This window comes from Paenibacillus sp. FSL P4-0113 (assembly GCF_038009305.1).
Taxonomy (GTDB): Bacteria; Bacillota; Bacilli; order Paenibacillales; family Paenibacillaceae; genus Paenibacillus; species Paenibacillus polymyxa_D.
In genome coordinates, this window is sequence record NZ_JBBPAZ010000001.1 from 2,086,375 (window position 1) to 2,107,313 (window position 20,939).

Genomic DNA, 20,939 nt, shown 5'->3' on the forward strand with positions numbered 1-20,939 from the left:
ATAAAACAAAAAATCCCTCGTCCTGTTAACATTAACAGGGACGAGGGATTGTCGTTTACAAATCACCCGTGGTACCACCCACATTCCGGAGTTTGTCCAGACAACCAGCATAAAATCACTCATTGCCCGTCAGCAATATACTGACTCCGCTCATACGTATAACGCCCGTAACGCGCAGTACGGCTATTATGCAGGACCATCCACTGTCGGCACAATTACAATGTACTTTCAGTAGGGTTTCCTCAATTGTTCGCCGCCTGTTCTCGGGGAGGTCATTCATCCGTTCATCAAGGGAATTTTTACAGCCTGGAAATTCCTCTCTGCGCTTGTGGGTTCGGAGTACTTGGTCCCGTCATCAAATCATTTTTCATTATTTTATGATTTTAATGAACCGCTTCGACAAAGTCAAGACATTCTATAGCTTCTCTGCAACTTTCTATCATTGTCACAAATGGACACGAAGAATTTCAACAAATACAAAAAAAAGCAGTCCTAGGCTTTAAAGCCCAGGTCTGCTTTTTTTGTTTATTATTTTATTATCTAACTATACTTCTGTTTGCTCAGTGAAATTCCAGCAATTCTCAAGTCTATTTTCACGTTTTGCAACCATGGGACGCGTTCTAAGTAGAGGGTGCGATGATGTTGCTGCGGTTGTAGCAACATTGAACATAGATCCTTCAGTTGCTGGGTGGGCCGTCTCATGTGGAACCCAGTAACGTTCTTTGGTAAAAGGATATGTCGGTAGATGAAGGCGATGCGGCTTATCCTCACCATATAACCTGCTCCAATCAACATGTAAGCCTCCTACCCACAATCGAGCTATACCTTCCATATCAGCTGAACCGATGTATGTCTCCAATAAAAAATCCAAATCGTCTGAATCATGAGTCCATGCTCTCTCTGACACTGTCTCTTCTCCCTGAATAAATTGCTCCATCTTATGAAGCAGCTCATCCACAGAAGAAGCAACAAAAGAAACTCGCACAGACATAGACTCCCGCCCAACTTGTAGCGTGTAGGCCAGTTCCCTAAGTCTTTCATAGCTTGCTCCCCGCTCTGATGAGCTATGAATCTTAAGAAATTGGAGCAGATTATGCACGATCTGCTTAAGGTTTTCCTCTTTCTTGGCTGAAAGTGGAATAATAACCAATGTTTCCGTGCCTGAAAGTGAGCTTGTTCCCTTCGTTTCCGATGGTACATATTCTTCCAGAATAAGATGAGTATTACTTCCACTTGCCCCGAATGAGCTTATACCAGCCCGTCTAGGTAAAGAAGAGCATGCTCCGTTCATTTCGATTTCTGGTGCTACCCATGCTTCATATTGTTGCTGAATTTGAAAAAATGAATTTTTAAAATCAATATAGGGGTTGATTTCCTTGGCATGCAATGAAGGAAATAGCTCCTTATATTTAAATTGAAGCAGAATCTTAGTTAGTCCTGCAATGCCCGAAGCAGCTTCTAAATGCCCGATATTCGATTTAATAGACCCTATCACACACTGTTGTTTGTTAAGCCCGCACTCACTAAAAGCCAATTCAAGGCCACGCATTTCTATCGGATCCCCTAATGAGGTCCCTGTGCCATGGGCTTCCACATAACCAATAGTTTGAGGATCAACCCCTGATTTCTTAATAGCGTTTGAAATGACTTCCGATTGGGCTACAGGATCTGGTACCGTAGCTCCCGAAGTTTTCCCAGCATGATTTACTGCAGAACCTTTAATGATTCCGTAGATGGAATAACCTTGCTTTTTTGCCTCGGCTAGACTGGTTAAAAGAATTGCTCCAACCCCTTCACCGGGAACGTATCCGTCTCCATCCTTGCCGAAGCTTCGGCATCTGCCGTCAGTCGAGAGAAACTGAGCTTGCTTCAAAAAAAGGTATTTGTGGGGATGAGTAACTAGGTTAACACCACCTGCAACAGCATAGTCACATTCTCCCTGTCTAATGCTCTCACATGCCAAGTGAATAGCAGTAAGAGAAGAAGAACACATTGAGTCTACAGCCATGGATGGCCCATGAAAATTCAGACAATACGAAACCATATTAGCTATTGATGAAGCTGCAATCCCAAATGCTAATGGCGTTCCACGCTGCGTCATCTCCGCACTAAACAGTTCATAGTTATTCCAAAATACCCCTGCAAATACCCCCACACTCTGATCACTGGTGGAGGGATATTGATGATGACTTTTATCAAGCGAGAACCCCGCGTCTTCACAAGCTTCCCAAGCTGTCTGCAAAAACATTCTTGCCTGGGGGTCCATCATTTCCGCTTGCGCAGCTGATATATTAAAAAATAACGGATCAAACTCATCGATTCTGCCCAGGAAGCCGCCGTGATTATAGATCTCTCTAACATCATAAGACAGTTTATTGTCCCGCCAACGCTCGGTAGGAACATTGGAAATACAATCCTTTCCCTCTTTTAAATTAAGATATAATTGCTCTATGTTATCTGCCATAGGATATTTCCCAGATAGCCCCACAATAGCAATGTCGTCATGTTGACTTCGCTTTTTCTTAACACTTGATTCAGCTTCCTCTTCCTGATCCGCGTTCATTTCCGTTAACCTAATAGAGATACCTGGATTTATCGTTATATTAGATTTCATCTGCTCCTTGATTGCTTGAACATTGCCATAGAGAACCACTGTATGAGTGCTCCCATTTGCCAATACAGCATCCAGTATATGAAGCCCATTGGACGTAGGCAGTGCTTCGCTTCCTCCCGCTTTATACAGCAAATCCTGCATATCTTCACTGATCCGCATGCCGCCTTCAGACCACAATGGCCAATTCACCGTTATCGTTTGTCCACAGCGCTCTCCCCGTTCTACTCGACCCTGTCGTTCCCATGCAAATGCATCCATCCATCCATTTGCACTTGCATAATCGGCCTGTCCTAAATTTCCAGTAATAGCTGAAGCAGATGAAAAAATGACGAAGTATTCCAGCGCATCATGTTTTGTTGCCTGATCCAGATTCCAGATACCACTGACTTTGGGTCGAAACACCTCATGTGCATCATGCATTTGTTTATTGATAATAAACTGATCTTTTACGACACCGGCAGCATGAACCACTCCCGTTACAAAACCCCAATGATCACGAATATTTGTCATTATCTTTTCTATAGCAGCCAGATCACCAACATCAGCCTGATAATACCGGACTTCTGCTCCCATTTGAACTAATGAGCGCATTTGCCTATTCTGTGGCTCAGTTAATCCGGATCTTCCAATCAATGCTATCTTAGCCTTACATCTAGCTAAATGATTGGCAACATGAAATCCTAATCCACCAAAACCACCAGTAATTACATATACACCTTGCTCTTTAAAGGGAGAAGCCATTTCCTGAAACTTTTTTTCATACAGTTTATTAACAAAACGTTCAGTAGAATCGGTTGGATACAAAACTGTCCGGGCACCATCTTCGAGATGATGGGCTTCCTGTATTAAAATATCCCTAATTTCCGCTGCCTGCCTTGTAGCCATATGTCTAATCATAATAATTTGACCATGAACTTTGTGATTTTCTAAAGAAGCTGTTTTCAGTAAACCCTCCAATGCATATACAGCTTTATGGTCTTTATCCACATCAGCAACAAGCTGAATCAGGATTTCGGAACTTCCTGATTTCTTAATGTGCGTCTGAATAAGATGAAAAACTTGTTCAAAACAATCCTCAAATTGCTGGATGGACTGTGTACTAACAGAATTAAGGTCTAATATTTTCCATGCATCGTTACTTTGCCGTTCGAACCAGGATAACAGCTTTTTGCTTCCGTTATACATGAGCGTGATATGGAGATATTCAGGATACTGCACTTGGGTTGCCGGTATCGATTCATGGCTCCAGAAACGTTCAAAGAGTAATGCTTGAGGCAAACTAGACTGTGGATCGACAGCAACTTGCGGTCCCTGGTCTGTATGCTCCTCCTTTTCCTCTATGAACGCAGTTCCGCTATGTTCAAATAAAAATTCAGTTAATGCTGTAATGTTAGGGTACTCAAACAAAAGTGTAGGGTATAATGCTCCGCTCACTTTCTCCTCTAAAACCTTTACCAGCTTCAACAATTCAATGGAATCCAATCCAAGCTCATAAAACCCTTGTTGTATTCCAATCTCACTGGCAGATACATGAAGAACCCTTGAAATTTCCTCTTGCAAATAACGTTCAATAGCAGTTTTAAGAGTACGTTCGTTCTGTACTGTGGGCGTATCATAATTGTCCTCGCTCCCCACATTTTCATTGAACGCTTGAGCATGATTTTCAAGTAAATATCCAGTCAGGCTGTCGATTGTGGAAAACTCAAATAGCAAAGTGGGATACATTATCGTGTCTACTCTTTCCTCCAATACTTTAACCAATCGGAGCAGTTCGATAGAATCCAATCCTAATTCGTAAAATCCTGCACACACTTCTATCGTATCTGCATCTACCTTGAGTACCTTGGCAATCTCTTGCCGCAGGAAATTCTCAATAGCGATTTTAGTAGTTAAAGAAGAGTATTCACTTTCTTCTATTCCCACATATTTATCTTTCGAAACAGGTTTTATTTGTTGAACAGATTGCGCTTTATCCTTCTCCTCAGGCAGAGAAACTACAGGTTCCATCAGTTTTTGAATCAGTTGGGCGTCTCGGATACGTTTAACTGAAAAATTGCGAAATTCAACAGCCACCTCACCTGTCTCACTATATACAGTGATATCTCGGGATATGAGATCTGGATTGATCAGTAGACCGTCTACAACTTCTCGTTCCTCTGTATACGTATAGATGGTGCTCGGAAGCCTTTGATAAATACAAAATCGTTCTATTGAAATAGGCATATAGGGCGAACCGTCCTGGTTCACCCAATGTTGCGTTCCATTTTTGGAAAAAGACATTCCTGCCATCGATGCCCCATCCAACAATGCAGCATGCGCATAAAAATAATCGGCATCATTTTTCGCTAGCTCACTTAGCTGGAGCTTCATTACTTCCTGATTGCCCCGTTGATAGACGTTTCCCAGTGTTTTCATAAACGTGAAATGCCGAATTTTACATCTGCGGGCCAATTCATACATCTCCTCCATGTCCCACTGCTCTGTGGCATCATCCGCGAAGGCGGCAATATCGGGGCATGGTTCTATGAAAATATGCTCTATTCTATACATCAAACAATTCATATTAATAACCTCAGATGTATCCACAGCTTCCTCATTCTTTACTTTTATACTGGTCACTTTCACCTCCCAATATCGTTCCTTTGGAATGAAAGCAACTAGAATCTGCTGGTCAAAATACTCGGATGTGATGATAGGCTGCATGAACAGGACATGACGTAATTCGATGGCCTGGGTTCCTAAATAGCAATCTGCCAGTCTATAGATCATATCCAGTAAAGCCACCCCGGGCAACGTGCGTATTTCATGCACTTGATGATCCCGTACAATTAAATTGTTATGAGTTAGCCGCTGTGCATAGGTTTTGGGAGTTGTTCCTTTACTCATTGCAGTTTCCCCTCCCTATAAATCTCAATGGGTTCAAAAAATCCCTGCTTCCATTCTTCCGCTTTCCGCGTGACCGGTTTTATGGACTCCGGAATATCCATTGGCTCTGGCCAATAGCGTCGGCGGTTAAAGCGAATCCCTTCATCATCTGAACTCAATACAGCCTGAAGTGCATGTGGAACACCTTCATTACTTACGATGATATGAGCATTATTCCCTCCAAGCCCAAATGAACTGATACCTGCACGTAAAATTCCCGCTATACCTGTCCACTTCGAATGGCGCTTTACAATATAAAACGGAGAGTCATCAAAATTAAACCGTGGGTTGGGATTGCTGCAATGCAGTGTTGCTGGCAGCTCTCCACTACTCATGGACAGTAAAACCTTGATGAAACTTGCTATCCCTGCTGCACTAATCAGGTGTCCAATATTACTTTTAACACTACCAATTCCGCAAAACTGTTTGTTACCTGTAAACTTTGAGAACACAGTTGTCAATGCTTTTAGTTCAATAGGATCACCGATAAGGGTACCCGTTCCATGGGCTTCCACATAGCTAATAGTCTCAGGATGAATATGGGCATCTGCAATCGCTTTTTCAATAAGTTCCTTCTGGGCCTCCGGGTTTGGAGTAGTGATACCCATGGTATTTCCATCATTATTGAGCGCTGATCCGTCAATGACACCATAGATTTTATTGTTATCCTTGATGGCTTGTTGCAGGCGCTTTAGAACGACTACGCCACATCCTTCGCCCACACCAATACCATTAGCATCGGCACTGAATGCCTTGGAGCGCCCTTCAGGAGATATGATATTAGCGGCTCCCAGAAGTTGGTATATGGTCCCATCCAATATAATGTCCACCCCTCCAGCCAGTGCAATCTCACTCTCACCGTTCAATACGCTTTTGGCCGCCACATGTATTGCGGTTAATGAGCTGGAACAAGCCGTATCTACTATCATATTAGGGCCTTTCAGATTATAGACATGAGCCAAATGGGCAGCAATAAAATTTTGACCAACACCGATAATGGTATCTTTATCGTTTTCTTTCAGCTTTTGATAATATTTATTGGTTCTCGCGCCCACAAATACACCCACTTGCTTATTCCATAAAGCTTCTTTCGTATATCCGGCATCTGCAATCGCACCCGCGCCACACTCCAGAATTTTACGCTGTAACGGATCAATTTGTATGGCAAGGGATGGAGGGATGTTAAAATAATCAGGATCAAAATCCTCAATTTGATCCATAAACCCACCCACACTCTCAATTGCTTTTCCGGCAAACGTTTGTCTAATATGCCCCACCCGTGAGATGGGGGCTTCACGTATACTATCCATACCATTCTTTAGATTAAGCCAAAATTCATATTTATTATGAGCATCCGGAAATTGACAATCAATTCCTATTACAGCTATTTTATCATTTTTATATAAATCGTTTTCTTCCCTGTCTAGGAACGCTATATTCTCTTCTAATAAGGGAGAAACGGGCTTCTGTTCACATTCTGTATTTGTTACTCCCTGTGCTTGACTTTCTATGTTAAAAAAAGTCTCAAGTATATCCGTGTGGTTCTCAGTTAGATAGGCTGTCAAACTTTTCATGGTTGGATACTCCAAAATTACGGACGGATCAAGTGAGACTTCCTTTAATTCATAGTCCATTCTGGTGATGACCTGAGCCAGCAAAATCGAATCCATTCCATATTGTTGAAATGGAGTATCCGGTTTGAATTCGGCTTTGTCAATTCTCAATTCTTTGGCAAAAAGTGAAACCAACCATGATTGTGTCTTTTCCGTAAGATCAATTTTATCCAGATATCCACTTCCTAGATTTTGCATGGGAGCCTGTACTGGCCCTCTCTCCTCTTTCACGAACTCTGTTACCGAGAGTCTCCGCTTCATTAACTGAGTAGGGTCCCATATAACCGGATTTACCCATGCAGGAAGAATGACTCGATAGCGGGAATCTGCCAGAAGGCTGTCCAACATATTCAATCCTTCTTCGTTGGACATACTGAGCAAACCTGCTTGTTTGTATGGTTTACTGGTGACCTCCCCCATCCCCACTTCCCTCCAGCTAGGCCACTGGATACTCATTATCGAACAAGGTCCTGTAACCGACTCAGCAAAATAATCCATATATGCATTGGCCATTGCGTAGTCGCTGATCCCTGCGCCAAGTGCTGGAATAATGGCAGACACTGAAGAAAATAGCACTAAGAAGCGCAGAGGCTCATTTCTGAAACTTTGATACATGACATTTAGACCCAGCACTTTGGGATTCAATACTTGTCCAATCACCTGTGGAGATTTTCTTATAAACGCCAGATTTTCCAAATCAGCCAGACCCGCACAATGAATGACGCCACCAATAGGACCCATAAAACGCTTGACGGTTTCCACCGTAATTCGCATGGCCTCCACGTCTGATAATTCAACCGATAGGACAAATACCTCTACTCCAAGGCGTTCGATACTTTGAATTGCCCGTATCTTTGCAGCAGTTGCGCTATCCACAGCCTCAAGTGAATTCCATTGCTCCTTCGGCGGCAGTGGTTCCCTACCCGATAGCATCAGCTTCTTTACACCATAATGCTGTACAAAGTGACGCGCACAGAGTAGGCCTAGTCCTTTCGTTCCCCCTGTCACCCATAAAACATGATTTTCGGGGAATTTCCGTTCATGAACTGGATTGTGCTGTACATTGACTTCATTCAAAAACGCGCAATATCTCTGTCCATCGCGGTAAGACACTTCAGTATCCTCATTGTTGTCCATGTATTCGCAGGCAATTTGCTCTGCAAACAATCTATCAGCCATTCCAGATTGTCCATCCATATGACGTGAGCGGATATAGCTGTACTCGCTTTGCAGCATACGATACAAACCAACGTTCAAAGCTCCTGATAAATTGATTTTTTCATTCTTATAAGATTCCAAGTCTTTTGTAACACAAAGCAACATCAAATTGTTTCTATTCCCATACTCAATAAGCTTTTGCAGCCAGGAAATGTATTCAACTTCCGGCTCCTGAGCATAACCGCACCCAATCAGGTCAATACAGCCCGTATACTTATTCCACATGTGATCCTGCATCAACAGATCATCTTTAATTTCATCTCTACCTAATATTCGCACATCTGAAAAATAAGAAGCCAGACAGGCTGCAAGCTCTCCTGTATCATGAGTGGACAAGATTGCAACTGTACCAACGATATCACTTTTTCCGACAAGCGGACTTGCTGCCCATTGCTTCGTTGTATAAGACAATTTTCGAGTTTCTGATCTGTGATGATCGTCTATACTAGCTTTTCGCGAGTCTGGAGCAATGGTGGCCGCATCTGAGATAGTTTGTTTTTGGGGTACCCAAAATTTTTCCTTGCCAAAAGGATAGGTGGGCAATGAAACTCTAGAATATCCCCCATTTGCAAATAATTGATGGTAATTAAGCCCGTATCCTTGCACATACAATTCAGCTATAGTAGACAAATTTCTAGCGAAAAGAGTTTTATCATTTTCATTTATACATTTCGTAATACATTCATTTCCATGCTGTTTTAATTCCAGATCATCCCTATTCTCAGATCCATTCAGAGCGGAAACATACATATTCGCAGTTCTTCCCGTTTCCAGCCAGTTATCCAGTATATTAGCAAGCTCGCTCGTATGACTTACAATGCATGCCAGCCGATAATCAAGGTGTTTACGGCCCAGTAACAAGGTGTAACTCATATTACCTAAATCCGGCTCTTCCACCTTCTTGCAATAAGCGCTCAACTGATGGGCCTGCTGCTGCAACTGTTCTTCTGTTCGTGCAGACAGAACGATTAAATAACTGGAGACAGGTGCATAATGCCGATTCATTTCAGGAGCTTCTTCAATCACCATATGAGCATTGGTACCGCTGAATCCAAAAGAGCTTATGGCCGCGCAACGTTTTGTATTCCAAGGAACAGACCATTCCTTGAAACTTGTATTTACATAGAAGGGGCTATCGTCCATTTTAATATTCATGTTTCCATGTTGATAATGGAGGGAAGGAACCATTTGCCGATGCTGTAAAGAAAGTAATATTTTCAGCACTCCAGCTATACCAGAAGCATATTGGGTATGACCAAGATTCGATTTAATGGTACCTAACGCACAATAGCTCTTCTTATTGGTGTATCTAGTAAATGCCCGATTCAAGGCCTTATATTCTATAGGATCACCTAACTGTGTGCCTGTCCCATGCGCTTCAACCATTTGTATATTTTCTGGATGAATCCCAAAACGATCGAATACAGTTTGTTCCAAACGTTCCTGAGATTTCGCGCTTGGTGCCGTAATCCCATTAGTAAAACCATCCTGATTGACCGCAGTACCTTTAATGACACCGTATATGTGGTCACCATCGGCAATGGCCTCCTCTAAACGCTTCAGAACAACTACACCTGCTCCTTCGCCTGGCACAAATCCATCTGCTCTATCATCAAAAGCATGGCACCGTCCAGTTGGGGACAACATATTGGCACGATTAGAATACACATAAAAATTGGGAGTTGTCTGAATAAATATGCCGCCCGCCAAGGCCATGTCTATTTCTCTCGTCCAGAGCCCCTGACAGGCCATATGAATCGCTACCAGTGAACTGGAACAAGCCGTATCTACTGCAATCGCTGGTCCATGCAAATCTAGGTAGTAGGAGATTCTGGCAGGGAGAATAGAACTAGCGTTTCCCCAAAAAGCTTGGGCTGGAGGGTTATCGTCGAGCCATTCTGCATAATCGGAAGGACCACAACCTACATAAACGCCACAGTCCTTACCTTGTATCCCCGAACCCGCATATCCAGCATCCTCCAAGGCTTTCCAAGACTCTTCCAGAAAAATACGTTGCTGCGGGTCCATGTATGCAGCTTCCAGTCCTGTAATATTAAAAAATCTGGGATCAAATCGGTCAATATCTTCTATAAAACTACCATAGTTACAATACTCTTTCCCTTGATCGTAATACTGGGATAAATCCCACCGGGATACCTCCTGGATTAAGTCATTTCCATGAACCAAGTGATCCCACAATTCCTCAACCGATGCCGACTGGGCAAAGCGCCCGCTTATACCAATAATGGCGATATCATCTTTTTTATCTTGTATTGGAATTCCTTCAGAAGTCTTTTTATTTAAAATAGAGTCATTTCTGGCAAGTGGACGGGCATTGTCGGTTGCTTTTGTTGTTTTTTCGTTGGCAGATATTCCTTTTCGAGACAAGCCGTCAGTTTGAAACCGGTTGGTCCATGTCCGTGCAACTACATCCTGATGCTGCGACAAAATATAGGAGGACAATTGACGAATGGAACTATAATCAAATAAATCAGTAGTTTCCAATTCAATGCCAAGCGTATGGTTAATCGCTTGAATAAATTGGACTCCCGTAATAGAGTCAATACCGTAATCAGAAAAGGACTCCTCAGAATCTATCATATTAACTTCGACTTTAAGAGTAATGGACAAATGTTGAAGCAAAGTTTCTTTTACAAAATACTGCACATTCTGTTTTGAAGAAGGCGATATCCGAGAAGGGACTGCTGGTGAAAACACTTCCTTATACTGTGACAAGATGTATGCTGTAAGCAAATTAACCGAGCTGTAATCAAACAGATCAGTGCTTTCAAGTTCGATGTGCAATATGCGATTAATGCTCTGCACCAATTGTGTTCCCGTAATAGAATCGACACCGAAATCGGAGAACGAATCATCATGGTCAATTAGGTGAGCCATTACCTTTAAAGATTCTGATAATGTATGGACAATGCATTCTTTCACATATGTTTCGATGTCCATTCCATTCGATTTAAGATTGGTCTGTGTTGGGGCACCAGATGATGGTTGACTTGAAACCGACGTTCTTCCCCTGTCCCGCTTCGTACCTCGAGTGACCTGAACTATACCATCACTTTGCGCACTAATAATCTGCTGCCCAAGCTGGGTTTCTTCCGCTGCCAAAAAGCCAACATGGTGATACCCTTCGATTTCCAATAGTTTTTTCCACTGAGTTGGATATAAGCCTGGACATCCCTGAATACGTACGGCAGGATCTTCATACATCCACCATCCCTCCAACAAACCGAAGGTCAGATGAGTAAAGATGGATTTGTCTGAAATTTCATTTAAGAGAATCAGACCGTTATTAGAGATCAAGCTCTTAGCGTTGCGTAGGGTTCGCCGGATATTCCGGGTAGCATGCAATACGTTAGCCGCAATGACAATGTCATATTTCCCTACCTCAATCCCTTGCTCGGTTACGGCTTCTTCAATATTTAAAACCTCGAATTTCAGAAAAGGATTCTGTTCTCCATAAACTCGTTCCCCATGCTTTAGAAAAGCTTTGGAAATGTCTGTGTAACAATATTCCTCAACATATTGTTGGAATGGCTTTAGTTTATCGAGAACTATTGATGTTGTTCCTCCTGTTCCCGCACCAATTTCCAGAATACGTATTTTTGTTTCTCTATGTTGCTTTAGCCTATGTTCCAAGAAAGCAGTTACCTGATCCGAGAGCATTTCATTAAAATAATCAGCAACCTTGTTATGCTTGTAAATACCTTCGACAAGGTGCATGGAACCTTTGGGAAACATAATATCAGTTGCGGGAACTTTTCCGGTTAAGATTTCTGGTAGTGCTTTTAACGTAGCTTCAACCAGTAGAACCTGGGCTCTCAAATTAGCATCTTTAGTCCAATGCTGTTTGCTTTGTTCCCATTTCCCCCAAACTTCATGAATATCGGATACGGTAGAGACAACGGCCGGATTACGTGTAAAGATATCCAAACTTTCTTTCATCCATAATCTATATATCTCCTTTAATCCATAGCTTGCCCACAAACGATCATCTTCTGGATTTGCGTTCAGCAGCCCCATAGTACGCAACTGAGCTTGTAATATCTGAATTAAAAGTCTATCTACGGCTTTTATTTGTTCTCTGTAAATGTCGAATTGCTCACCATTCTTCATGGTTGTCCTCCTTGTTTTAATGAGTGCATACAATTTGCTTCTCCCAGTTCACTTCCTTGATTCCCAACGGATCTGTCGTTCGCATGACCCCCAACTGGTGCAGCTGCCCCGATACCAGTTGCTCCAATATTCGCATCCCCTCTTCCGTCCGTATGGATTGGATCCCTAGCCGCTCCATCTGCTTGCGGTATCGTTCTCCTGATACTACCCCAACCTGGCCCCAATACCCCCAGTTCACCACCTTCACCTCACACGACCACTCTACGGATAGCTGGTGCGCGAATGCATCCTTAAAGGTACAGCCTGACACATAGTTGCTTTGCCCCGCTGCCTTGGTGAATGCGTTAAAGGAAGAGAAGAACAATACAAAATCCAATGCTTCTCCTTGAAATGCTCTCGCCAGGTGTACGCTCACATCTACCTTAGCCTGCAGCGATTTACAGAATTCCTCCTCCTCCATCTGTCCCAAACTCCGGTCTGACAGCACGATCGCCGAGTGTACCACACCATGGATATCTCCATACGCCTGACGTACTAATCGACACGCTTCTCCCAAGGCGGTCTCGTCCGATGCATCCGCTGCGATATACATCGGCTCGGGTCCTATCTCCGCTAACCGTTCCCGCTTGCCTCGAATGGCTTCATCCTCTGTCCGCCGCCCGATCCAAACGATCTGTGCCTGGTACGTACGGATCATATATTCACTCCAGACGGTTCCCAATCCCCCCGCTCCACCTATGACTACATACACGCCCCCATGGCGGTAGCGCGTTGGATAACCCGTTTCCATCGTCACAGGGACAAGTTCCTGGCGGTACCATTCTCCTTCCCGGTTCACAAGCCCGTCTCCTTCTGCATTGGGCGGCAGGAACAGCAGCTCAGACCATGGCCACTCCACTCCCGCTTCCATATCCGCTAACCGAACCTTCCAATGGCTATATTCCTTTGCCATCGAACCGATAAAACCGTGTACACTCGCGTGGGTCGGATCGACCTCGTCGTACTTATTTACCGGTTGGGCCTGAACCGTAATCACCGTCCATTCCAACGTCCGATGTCCATACCCCAGCTGCAACATACTTTTGACGAGTCGGAATAACTGGATTACCCCATCTTCTTGGCCCTCAATAATCCGCTTCTCTTCTAGGGCCGGGATTTCCGCTTCCGGACCGATCCAGATCACATGGCGGATGCTTCCGCAATCCTCCAGTTTCCCCTGAATGTCCTCCACCGGCTCTCCGGCATGGAGAGCCACAACCTGCGCCTGCGGGTAGTATGCCATCACAGCTTCCCGTCGCTCCCGGCTCCCGCCAATCAGAACTATGTCGCTCTGAGCAGACCCGGAAGGGTCCGCTTCTTCCGTGATCCTACACGGCTCCCATACGGGCGCTACAATCACGTTCTCTGCTGCCACTTCTACTTCAGACGGTGCCAAAGGATACGTCAAAGGCTGCGTTAAAGAACGCGAACCCCCTCCCTGCAACCGTGAGGTAAATCCGCGTAGACTTACGCATAGCCTGCCTGTGTCATCGTAGACATCCACACTCCGTTTTTGCACCCGCTCTTCCTGTACTCGCTCCCCTTCTTCGCTCATGTGTACCCACATCTGGCTCGTACACGGACCGTACACGGTCAGCTCCCGCAGGCTAAATGGCAGGGCTGGAGCGCCCGCTGTGTTTTCTTGCGGCCCCAGTAGGGTCAGCCCAATGGCTGCCTGCAACGCCCCATCCATCAAGCTGGGATGAAGCACGTAATCGTGGGCTGTTACCGACACACCAGAAGGTAACGACACTCTTGCCCATACCTGGTCCGCTCCAGCCTGCACGCTTTCCAGCGAGCGCTGGCCTGCTCCATATTCAATCCCCATCGCCGCAAACGCTTCGTAACAGGCGGTAATCGGCACCTCTTGTGCACCCGCAGCCCGGTGCTCCGCAATCCGCTTCGCTATATCCTCCCGCACGCTTTCCACGTTTGTCACCACACGAGCAGTTCCTTGGCTGTACACCACATCTTCCATGGCTCCCGTTGATCCCTTGTAGATTTCATAACCAATGTCACCTTCCTCGCCCGCCATCAGACGGAGCCTTACCTCTACCGGCTGCTCTTCGACTGTGATCGGTTGCATCCAGGTCACTTGCTGTAATTGCAACGTAATCCACTCTCCCGGCTTCCCCTCCAGCGCCTGCTCCACCGCTGTTCGTGCCATTTCCAGATAGGCTACCCCTGGCAGCATCTTACGTCCCTGCACTCTGTGATCCGTCAGGAAAAATTCCTCACCGCTAAAAGTGGAACTATACCGCTGCTCCGACAATACCGAAATATTCCGGTGCAGCAACGGATGCAATCGAGAATCCGTATCCTCCCGGCTTCGCCCGGCCGCTTCCTTCCCTTCCGCCTGCGGAACCCAGTACCGATCCCGCGCAAATGGATATGTGGGTAGGCTGATACGGCACGGCCGGTTCTCTCCGTACAGCGCCTGCCAGTTCATGCTCAACCCCTTAACCCATAAATCCAACAGCTTGGCATATTTCCCTTTATAAATCCACTGACGGATCGTCTCCTGCATATCCTCATCCGTCTCCAGGGCGGATATCGTTTCCTTATAGCGTTTGACATTTCCGCGAAACCATCTGCCAGCTTTCTGATGCTCCGCATATTCCCTCAGCTGTGCTGCTAAATCCGAGACGGATTCCACGATCAGTCCCAATCGTTCTTCCATGGCTTCCCGTCCAACCTGTAGGGTATAGGCGATGGACTCCAGCCTGTCGTCGCCGTAATCCCCCTGCTCCATCGCCTCAAGCAATTGAAGCACTTGCTCTTGCAGCCGCTGCTCATCCTTGCCTGACAGAACAATCATCACGGGTGTGCGTGGTGCAGCGCCGAAATGGTCCATACGGTTCTCCTGCGGAATGTATTCCTCCACCAGCACATGTGCATTCGCTCCTCCGGCTCCAAAGGATGAAATGCCTGCAATACGCGGAAAATCCTTTACCGTACCGTTCATTTCAATCTGAGGTCGTTTCCATTCTGCCAGTTCCTGCTGGAGTACGAAAGGAGTATCCTCAAATGGGATCTCCGGATTCTGCGTCTTTGAATGCAGCGTTGGAGCCAATTGACCATGCTTCATTTGCATCAATACTTTGGTTAAAGCCGCAATGCCTGCCGCGCTTTCACAATGTCCGATATTGGACTTAACAGAGCCAAGAGAACAAAATTGCTTGTCAAGGGTAGATTTTTCATAGGCCTGCTTCAAGCCTTCTATTTCAATGGGATCACCTAGGGCTGTTCCTGTACCATGCGCTTCCACATAACTAACGGACCTTGGATGAATTCCAGCACGCTCCAGTGCATCGGAAACAACTTGCGACTGTGCCGCGGGACTAGGCACCGTATAGCCGTTAGTTTTTCCTCCAGAGTTCAACATGCTTCCACGGATAATTCCATAAATATGATCACCGTCTGCTACGGCTCTACGGAGAGGCTTTAGAATGACGGCTCCTACACCTTCACCATCAACAAAACCATCTGCCTCATCACCAAAAGACTTGCATTGTTTGCCTGTACTTAACATATTCATGTCTGTTAGTTTCAAGTAGTGGGCGGGATCCACAATCAAATTGACTCCACCTGCAATAGCACAGTCACTAGTCCCACTTCGCAAACTTTCCATCGCCAAATGAAGAGCTGTCAGCGAAGAGGAGCAGGCCGTATCTACCGCTAGACTGGGTCCTCGGAAATCAAGAGTGTACGAGATTCGATTAGCGACAGACCAGTATGAAGCACCTGTCGGATAATGCGCATTCATAATCCCCACAAACACTCCCACTCTTTGATGTTCACCGAGAGAAGTAGGAGTATACCCTGCATCTTCAATTGTGGTATAAACGGTTTCCAAAAAAATGCGTTCCTGCGGATCCATTAGTTCTGCTTCACGGGGGGATATACGAAAAAATAAAGGGTCGAATTTATCAGCATCGTCAATAAATCCACCCCATTTTGTATAAATTGATCCTTTCGTGCCTTTCGCTCCCTTGAAATAATCCGCCCAATTCCACCTGTCCTGTGGAATCTCCTGAATACAATTTTTCCCTTTCTGGATATTATTCCAAAAGTCATTAATATTTTTGGCTTGCGCATAACGTCCGGACAAACCAATTACAGCCACTTCATGGTCAAAATTAGAACTCACCTCTAGCTTAAAATCAGGCTCGTCAGGCAGATATAGATGATTTTCAAAAGCGTTAGCCCGTATTCGTACATTGGGGAATTTTAGGGCTGTATAATTCTGTATAGCCTGATTCTCCTTCGGTTCCTCTTCAATACCGACAAGTGCTATTAAATCAGCTTCTCTAGTACGGATAAAATGATCCACCAATTCACGGATCGTGGAGTGCTCAAAAAATAAAGTACTACTTACATTCTTCATTATTTTTTTGAATTCACTTGTCACTTGAACCACAAGAATAGAATCCAGACCGTAATCGGCTAAAGGCTTCTCACTATCCAGCTGCTCTGGAGGAATTTTAAACACCTTGCCAATTAGCGTTTTAAAGAAGTGTTCACTTTTTTGACGAAACAGGCCTCCGTTCATTTGAGACATATGTGTCGCTACTGGCACCTGGTTCCATCGCTGACATGTGTAAGTCTCTGTCTCTTCGTGTTGCCCGCTCCTAAGCGATATATTTAGCTGCTTTTTTTGACGAATGACGCCATCACTTTCAGCCTGAATAATTTGTTGTCCCAATCGATGTTCCCCTGCCGCAGGAAAAGTTACTGAATGAAATCCTTCATGATGCAGCACTTTCTCCCACATTTCAGGATAAAGCCCCGGGCACCCCGGGATACGTACTGCCGTATCCTCATACATCCACCACCCTTCCAACAAACCAAAAGTCAAATGCGTAAATAGGGTATTAGCGGTAACCTCATTTAAAAGAAGCCATCCATTCCGAGACGTACAAGCTTTTACATTCCTTAATGTGTGTCTTATATTGTGAGTGGCGTGCAGCACATTAGTGGCGATAATCAAATCAAAACCACCTTCATCAATGTTCTGTGCGGCAACAGGCTCTTCAATATTCAAAAGCTTATACGTCATCGGTATTTTTCGTGAGTTGTATTTCTCCTGCGCATGGATGAGGAAAGCTCTAGATACGTCAGTGTAGCAATATTCTTCAATATATTCTTGAAAAGGTTCCAGTCTGCTTAACACCGCCTCGCTGGTCCCCCCGGTGCCCGCCCCGATTTCCAATATGCGAATACGTGCAGACAAGTTTCGATCGATACACCCCGTAACATATGCAACAACTTGATCGGACAAAATATCGTTAAAATAGTCGGCAACAGGATTGTTCTGGTAAACATTCTCCACCAGCTTCATAGATCCATTCGGAAACATAATATCGGTAGCAGGATAAGCCCCGCTCAGAATATCAGACAAATGAAACAACATCGGCTCTAACAGATGAATTCTGGATTGTAAGTCTGGATTGTACAAAATCCATTCCTTCTTTTTTTTGTCCCATTCTTCCACAAGTTCATCTAATGGCATAAAACTAGACTCCTCGTTTCTAGCCAGTATGGCTAAACTTTCGTTTAGCCACTTCATGTACATGCTGTTAATTTTCCCGTTCACACGTATCTCGTTGATTTCCAAATTACAATCCGGGTACACTCCTAATTGTTTTAGCTGGCTACCTAACCATTTCAGAAGGAATGTGTTCATCAAGTTCATCGACTCGCTAAATAAATCCAGACGCTTCGTTATTTTCATGACCATCTCTCCATCTGCTTATTTCCGCCAGACCATTAGGGGCATAGCGGACTTCACATATACCGCCCTTTCGCCGCGTTGCATTATCCATGAAATTTAAAAATCTGTGCGCACCATACCTACATTGTAATGAACTCACCCCAGTTCACTTCCTTGATTCCCAACGGATCTGTCGTTCGCATGACCCCCAACTGGTGCAGCTGTCCCGATACCAGTTGCTCCAATATTCGCATCCCCTCTTCCGTCCGTATGGATTGGATCCCTAGCCGCTCCATCTGCTTGCGGTATCGTTCTCCTGATACCACACCAACCTGGCCCCAATACCCCCAGTTCACCACCTTCACCTCACACGACCACTCTACGGATAGCTGGTGCGCGAATGCATCCTTAAAGGTACAGCCTGACACATAGTTGCTTTGTCCCGCTGCCTTGGTGAATGCGTTAAAGGAAGAGAAGAACAATACAAAATCCAATGTTTCTCCTTGAAATGCTCTCGCCAGGTGTACGCTCACATCTACCTTAGCCTGCAGCGATTTACAGAATTCCTCCTCCTCCATCTGTCCCAAACTCCGGTCTGACAGCACGATCGCCGAGTGTACCACACCATGGATATCTCCATACGCCTGACGTACTAATCGACACGCTTCTCCCAAGGCGGTCTCGTCCGATGCATCCGCTGCGATATACATCGGCTCGGGTCCTATCTCCGCTAACCGTTCCCGCTTGCCTCGAATGGCTTCATCCTCTGTCCGCCGCCCGATCCAAACGATCTGTGCCTGGTACGTACGGATCATATATTCACTCCAGACGGTTCCCAATCCCCCCGCTCCACCTATGACTACATACACGCCCCCATGGCGGTAGCGCGTTGGATAACCCGTTTCCATCGTCACAGGGACAAGTTCCTGGCGGTACCATTCTCCTTCCCGGTTCACAAGCCCGTCTCCTTCTGCATTGGGCGGCAGGAACAGCAGCTCAGACCATGGCCACTCCACTCCCGCTTCCATATCCGCTAACCGAACCTTCCAATGGCTATATTCCTTTGCCATCGAACCGATAAAACCGTGTACACTCGCGTGGGTCGGATCGACCTCGTCGTACTTATTTACCGGTTGGGCCTGAACCGTAATCACCGTCCATTCCAACGTCCGATGTCCATACCCCAGCTGCAACATACTTTTGACGAGTCGGAATAACTGGATTACCCCATCTTCTTGGCCCTCAATAATCCGCTTCTCTTCTAGGGCCGGGATTTCCGCTTCCGGACCGATCCAGATCACATGGCGGATGCTTCCGCAATCCTCCAGTTTCCCCTGAATGTCCTCCACCGGCTCTCCGGCATGGAGAGCCACAACCTGCGCCTGCGGGTAGTATGCCATCACAGCTTCCCGTCGCTCCCGGCTCCCGCCAATCAGAACTATGTCGCTCTGAGCAGACCCGGAAGGGTCCGCTTCTTCCGTGATCCTACACGGCTCCCATACGGGCGCTACAATCACGTTCTCTGCTGCCACTTCTACTTCAGACGGTGCCAAAGGATACGTCAAAGGCTGCGTTAAAGAACGCGAACCCCCTCCCTGCAACCGTGAGGTAAATCCGCGTAGACTTACGCATAGCCTGCCTGTGTCATCGTAGACATCCACACTCCGTTTTTGCACCCGCTCTTCCTGTACTCGCTCCCCTTCTTCGCTCATGTGTACCCACATCTGGCTCGTACACGGACCGTACACGGTCAGCTCCCGCAGGCTAAATGGCAGGGCTGGAGCGCCCGCTGTGTTTTCTTGCGGCCCCAGTAGGGTCAGCCCAATGGCTGCCTGCAACGCCCCATCCATCAAGCTGGGATGAAGCACGTAATCGTGGGCTGTTACCGACACACCAGAAGGTAACGACACTCTTGCCCATACCTGGTCCGCTCCAGCCTGCACGCTTTCCAGCGAGCGCTGGCCTGCTCCATATTCAATCCCCATCGCCGCAAACGCTTCGTAACAGGCGGTAATCGGCACCTCTTGTGCACCCGCAGCCCGGTGCTCCGCAATCCGCTTCGCTATATCCTCCCGCACGCTTTCCACGTTTGTCACCACACGAGCAGTTCCTTGGCTGTACACCACATCTTCCATGGCTCCCGTTGATCCCTTGTAGATTTCATAACCAATGTCACCTTCCTCGCCCGCCATCAGACGGAGCCTTACCTCTACCGGCTGCTCTTCGACTGTGATCGGTTGCATCCAGGTCACTTGCTGTAATTGCAACGTAATCCACTCTCCCGGCTTCCCCTCCAGCGCCTGCTCCACCGCTGTTCGTGCCATTTCCAGATAGGCTACCCCTGGCAGCATCTTACGTCCCTGCACTCTGTGATCCGTCAGGAAAAATTCCTCACCGCTAAAAGTGGAACTATACCGCTGCTCCGACAATACCGAAATATTCCGGTGCAGCAACGGATGCAATCGAGAATCCGTATCCTCCCGGCTTCGCCCGGCCGCTTCCTTCCCTTCCGCCTGCGGAACCCAGTACCGATCCCGCGCAAATGGATATGTGGGTAGGCTGATACGGCACGGCCGGTTCTCTCCGTACAGCGCCTGCCAGTTCATGCTCAACCCCTTAACCCATAAATCCAACAGCTTGGCATATTTCCCTTTATAAATCCACTGACGGATCGTCTCCTGCATAT

At 46.0% G+C, this 20,939-nt stretch carries 4 protein-coding genes; all 4 read right to left on the reverse strand.

The features are described 5' to 3' along the window. Window positions 1-544 precede the first annotated feature (544 nt). The 4 genes from MKX46_RS08740 to MKX46_RS25560 all read right to left on the reverse strand — a co-directional run bounded on the left by MKX46_RS08740 (window position 545) and on the right by MKX46_RS25560 (window position 20,937). Window positions 545-5,500 (reverse strand): type I polyketide synthase, encoded by a 4,956-nt coding sequence (locus MKX46_RS08740; RefSeq protein ID WP_341071161.1) that lies wholly within the window; start codon window positions 5,498-5,500, stop codon window positions 545-547. Beyond that, complete coding sequence (locus tag MKX46_RS08745) at window positions 5,497-12,501, reverse strand: beta-ketoacyl synthase N-terminal-like domain-containing protein (RefSeq protein ID WP_029515742.1); 7,005 nt, start codon at window positions 12,499-12,501, stop codon at window positions 5,497-5,499. Before MKX46_RS08745 ends, MKX46_RS08740 begins: the two co-directional genes overlap by 4 nt. A gap of 16 nt (window positions 12,502-12,517) precedes the next feature. Continuing rightward, entirely contained in the window at window positions 12,518-18,274 is a 5,757-nt protein-coding gene (locus MKX46_RS08750) for a type I polyketide synthase (protein WP_340932950.1), read from the reverse strand. Between the two features lie 119 nt (window positions 18,275-18,393). Then, the gene (locus MKX46_RS25560) at window positions 18,394-20,937 is read right to left on the reverse strand and encodes an SDR family oxidoreductase (RefSeq protein WP_445671744.1); all 2,544 of its coding nucleotides are present in this window, start codon (window positions 20,935-20,937) and stop codon (window positions 18,394-18,396) included. Between the last annotated feature and the right edge of the window lie 2 nt (window positions 20,938-20,939).

Excerpts from the sequence above, each read along its gene's own strand:
- MKX46_RS08740 (WP_341071161.1), bottom strand. The coding sequence starts at position 5,500 with ATGAGTAAAGGAACAACTCCCAAAACCTATGCACAGCGGCTAACTCAT.
- MKX46_RS08745 (WP_029515742.1), bottom strand. The coding sequence starts at position 12,501 with ATGAAGAATGGTGAGCAATTCGACATTTACAGAGAACAAATAAAAGCC.
- MKX46_RS08750 (WP_340932950.1), bottom strand. The coding sequence starts at position 18,274 with ATGAAAATAACGAAGCGTCTGGATTTATTTAGCGAGTCGATGAACTTG.
- MKX46_RS25560 (WP_445671744.1), bottom strand. The coding sequence starts at position 20,937 with ATGCAGGAGACGATCCGTCAGTGGATTTATAAAGGGAAATATGCCAAG.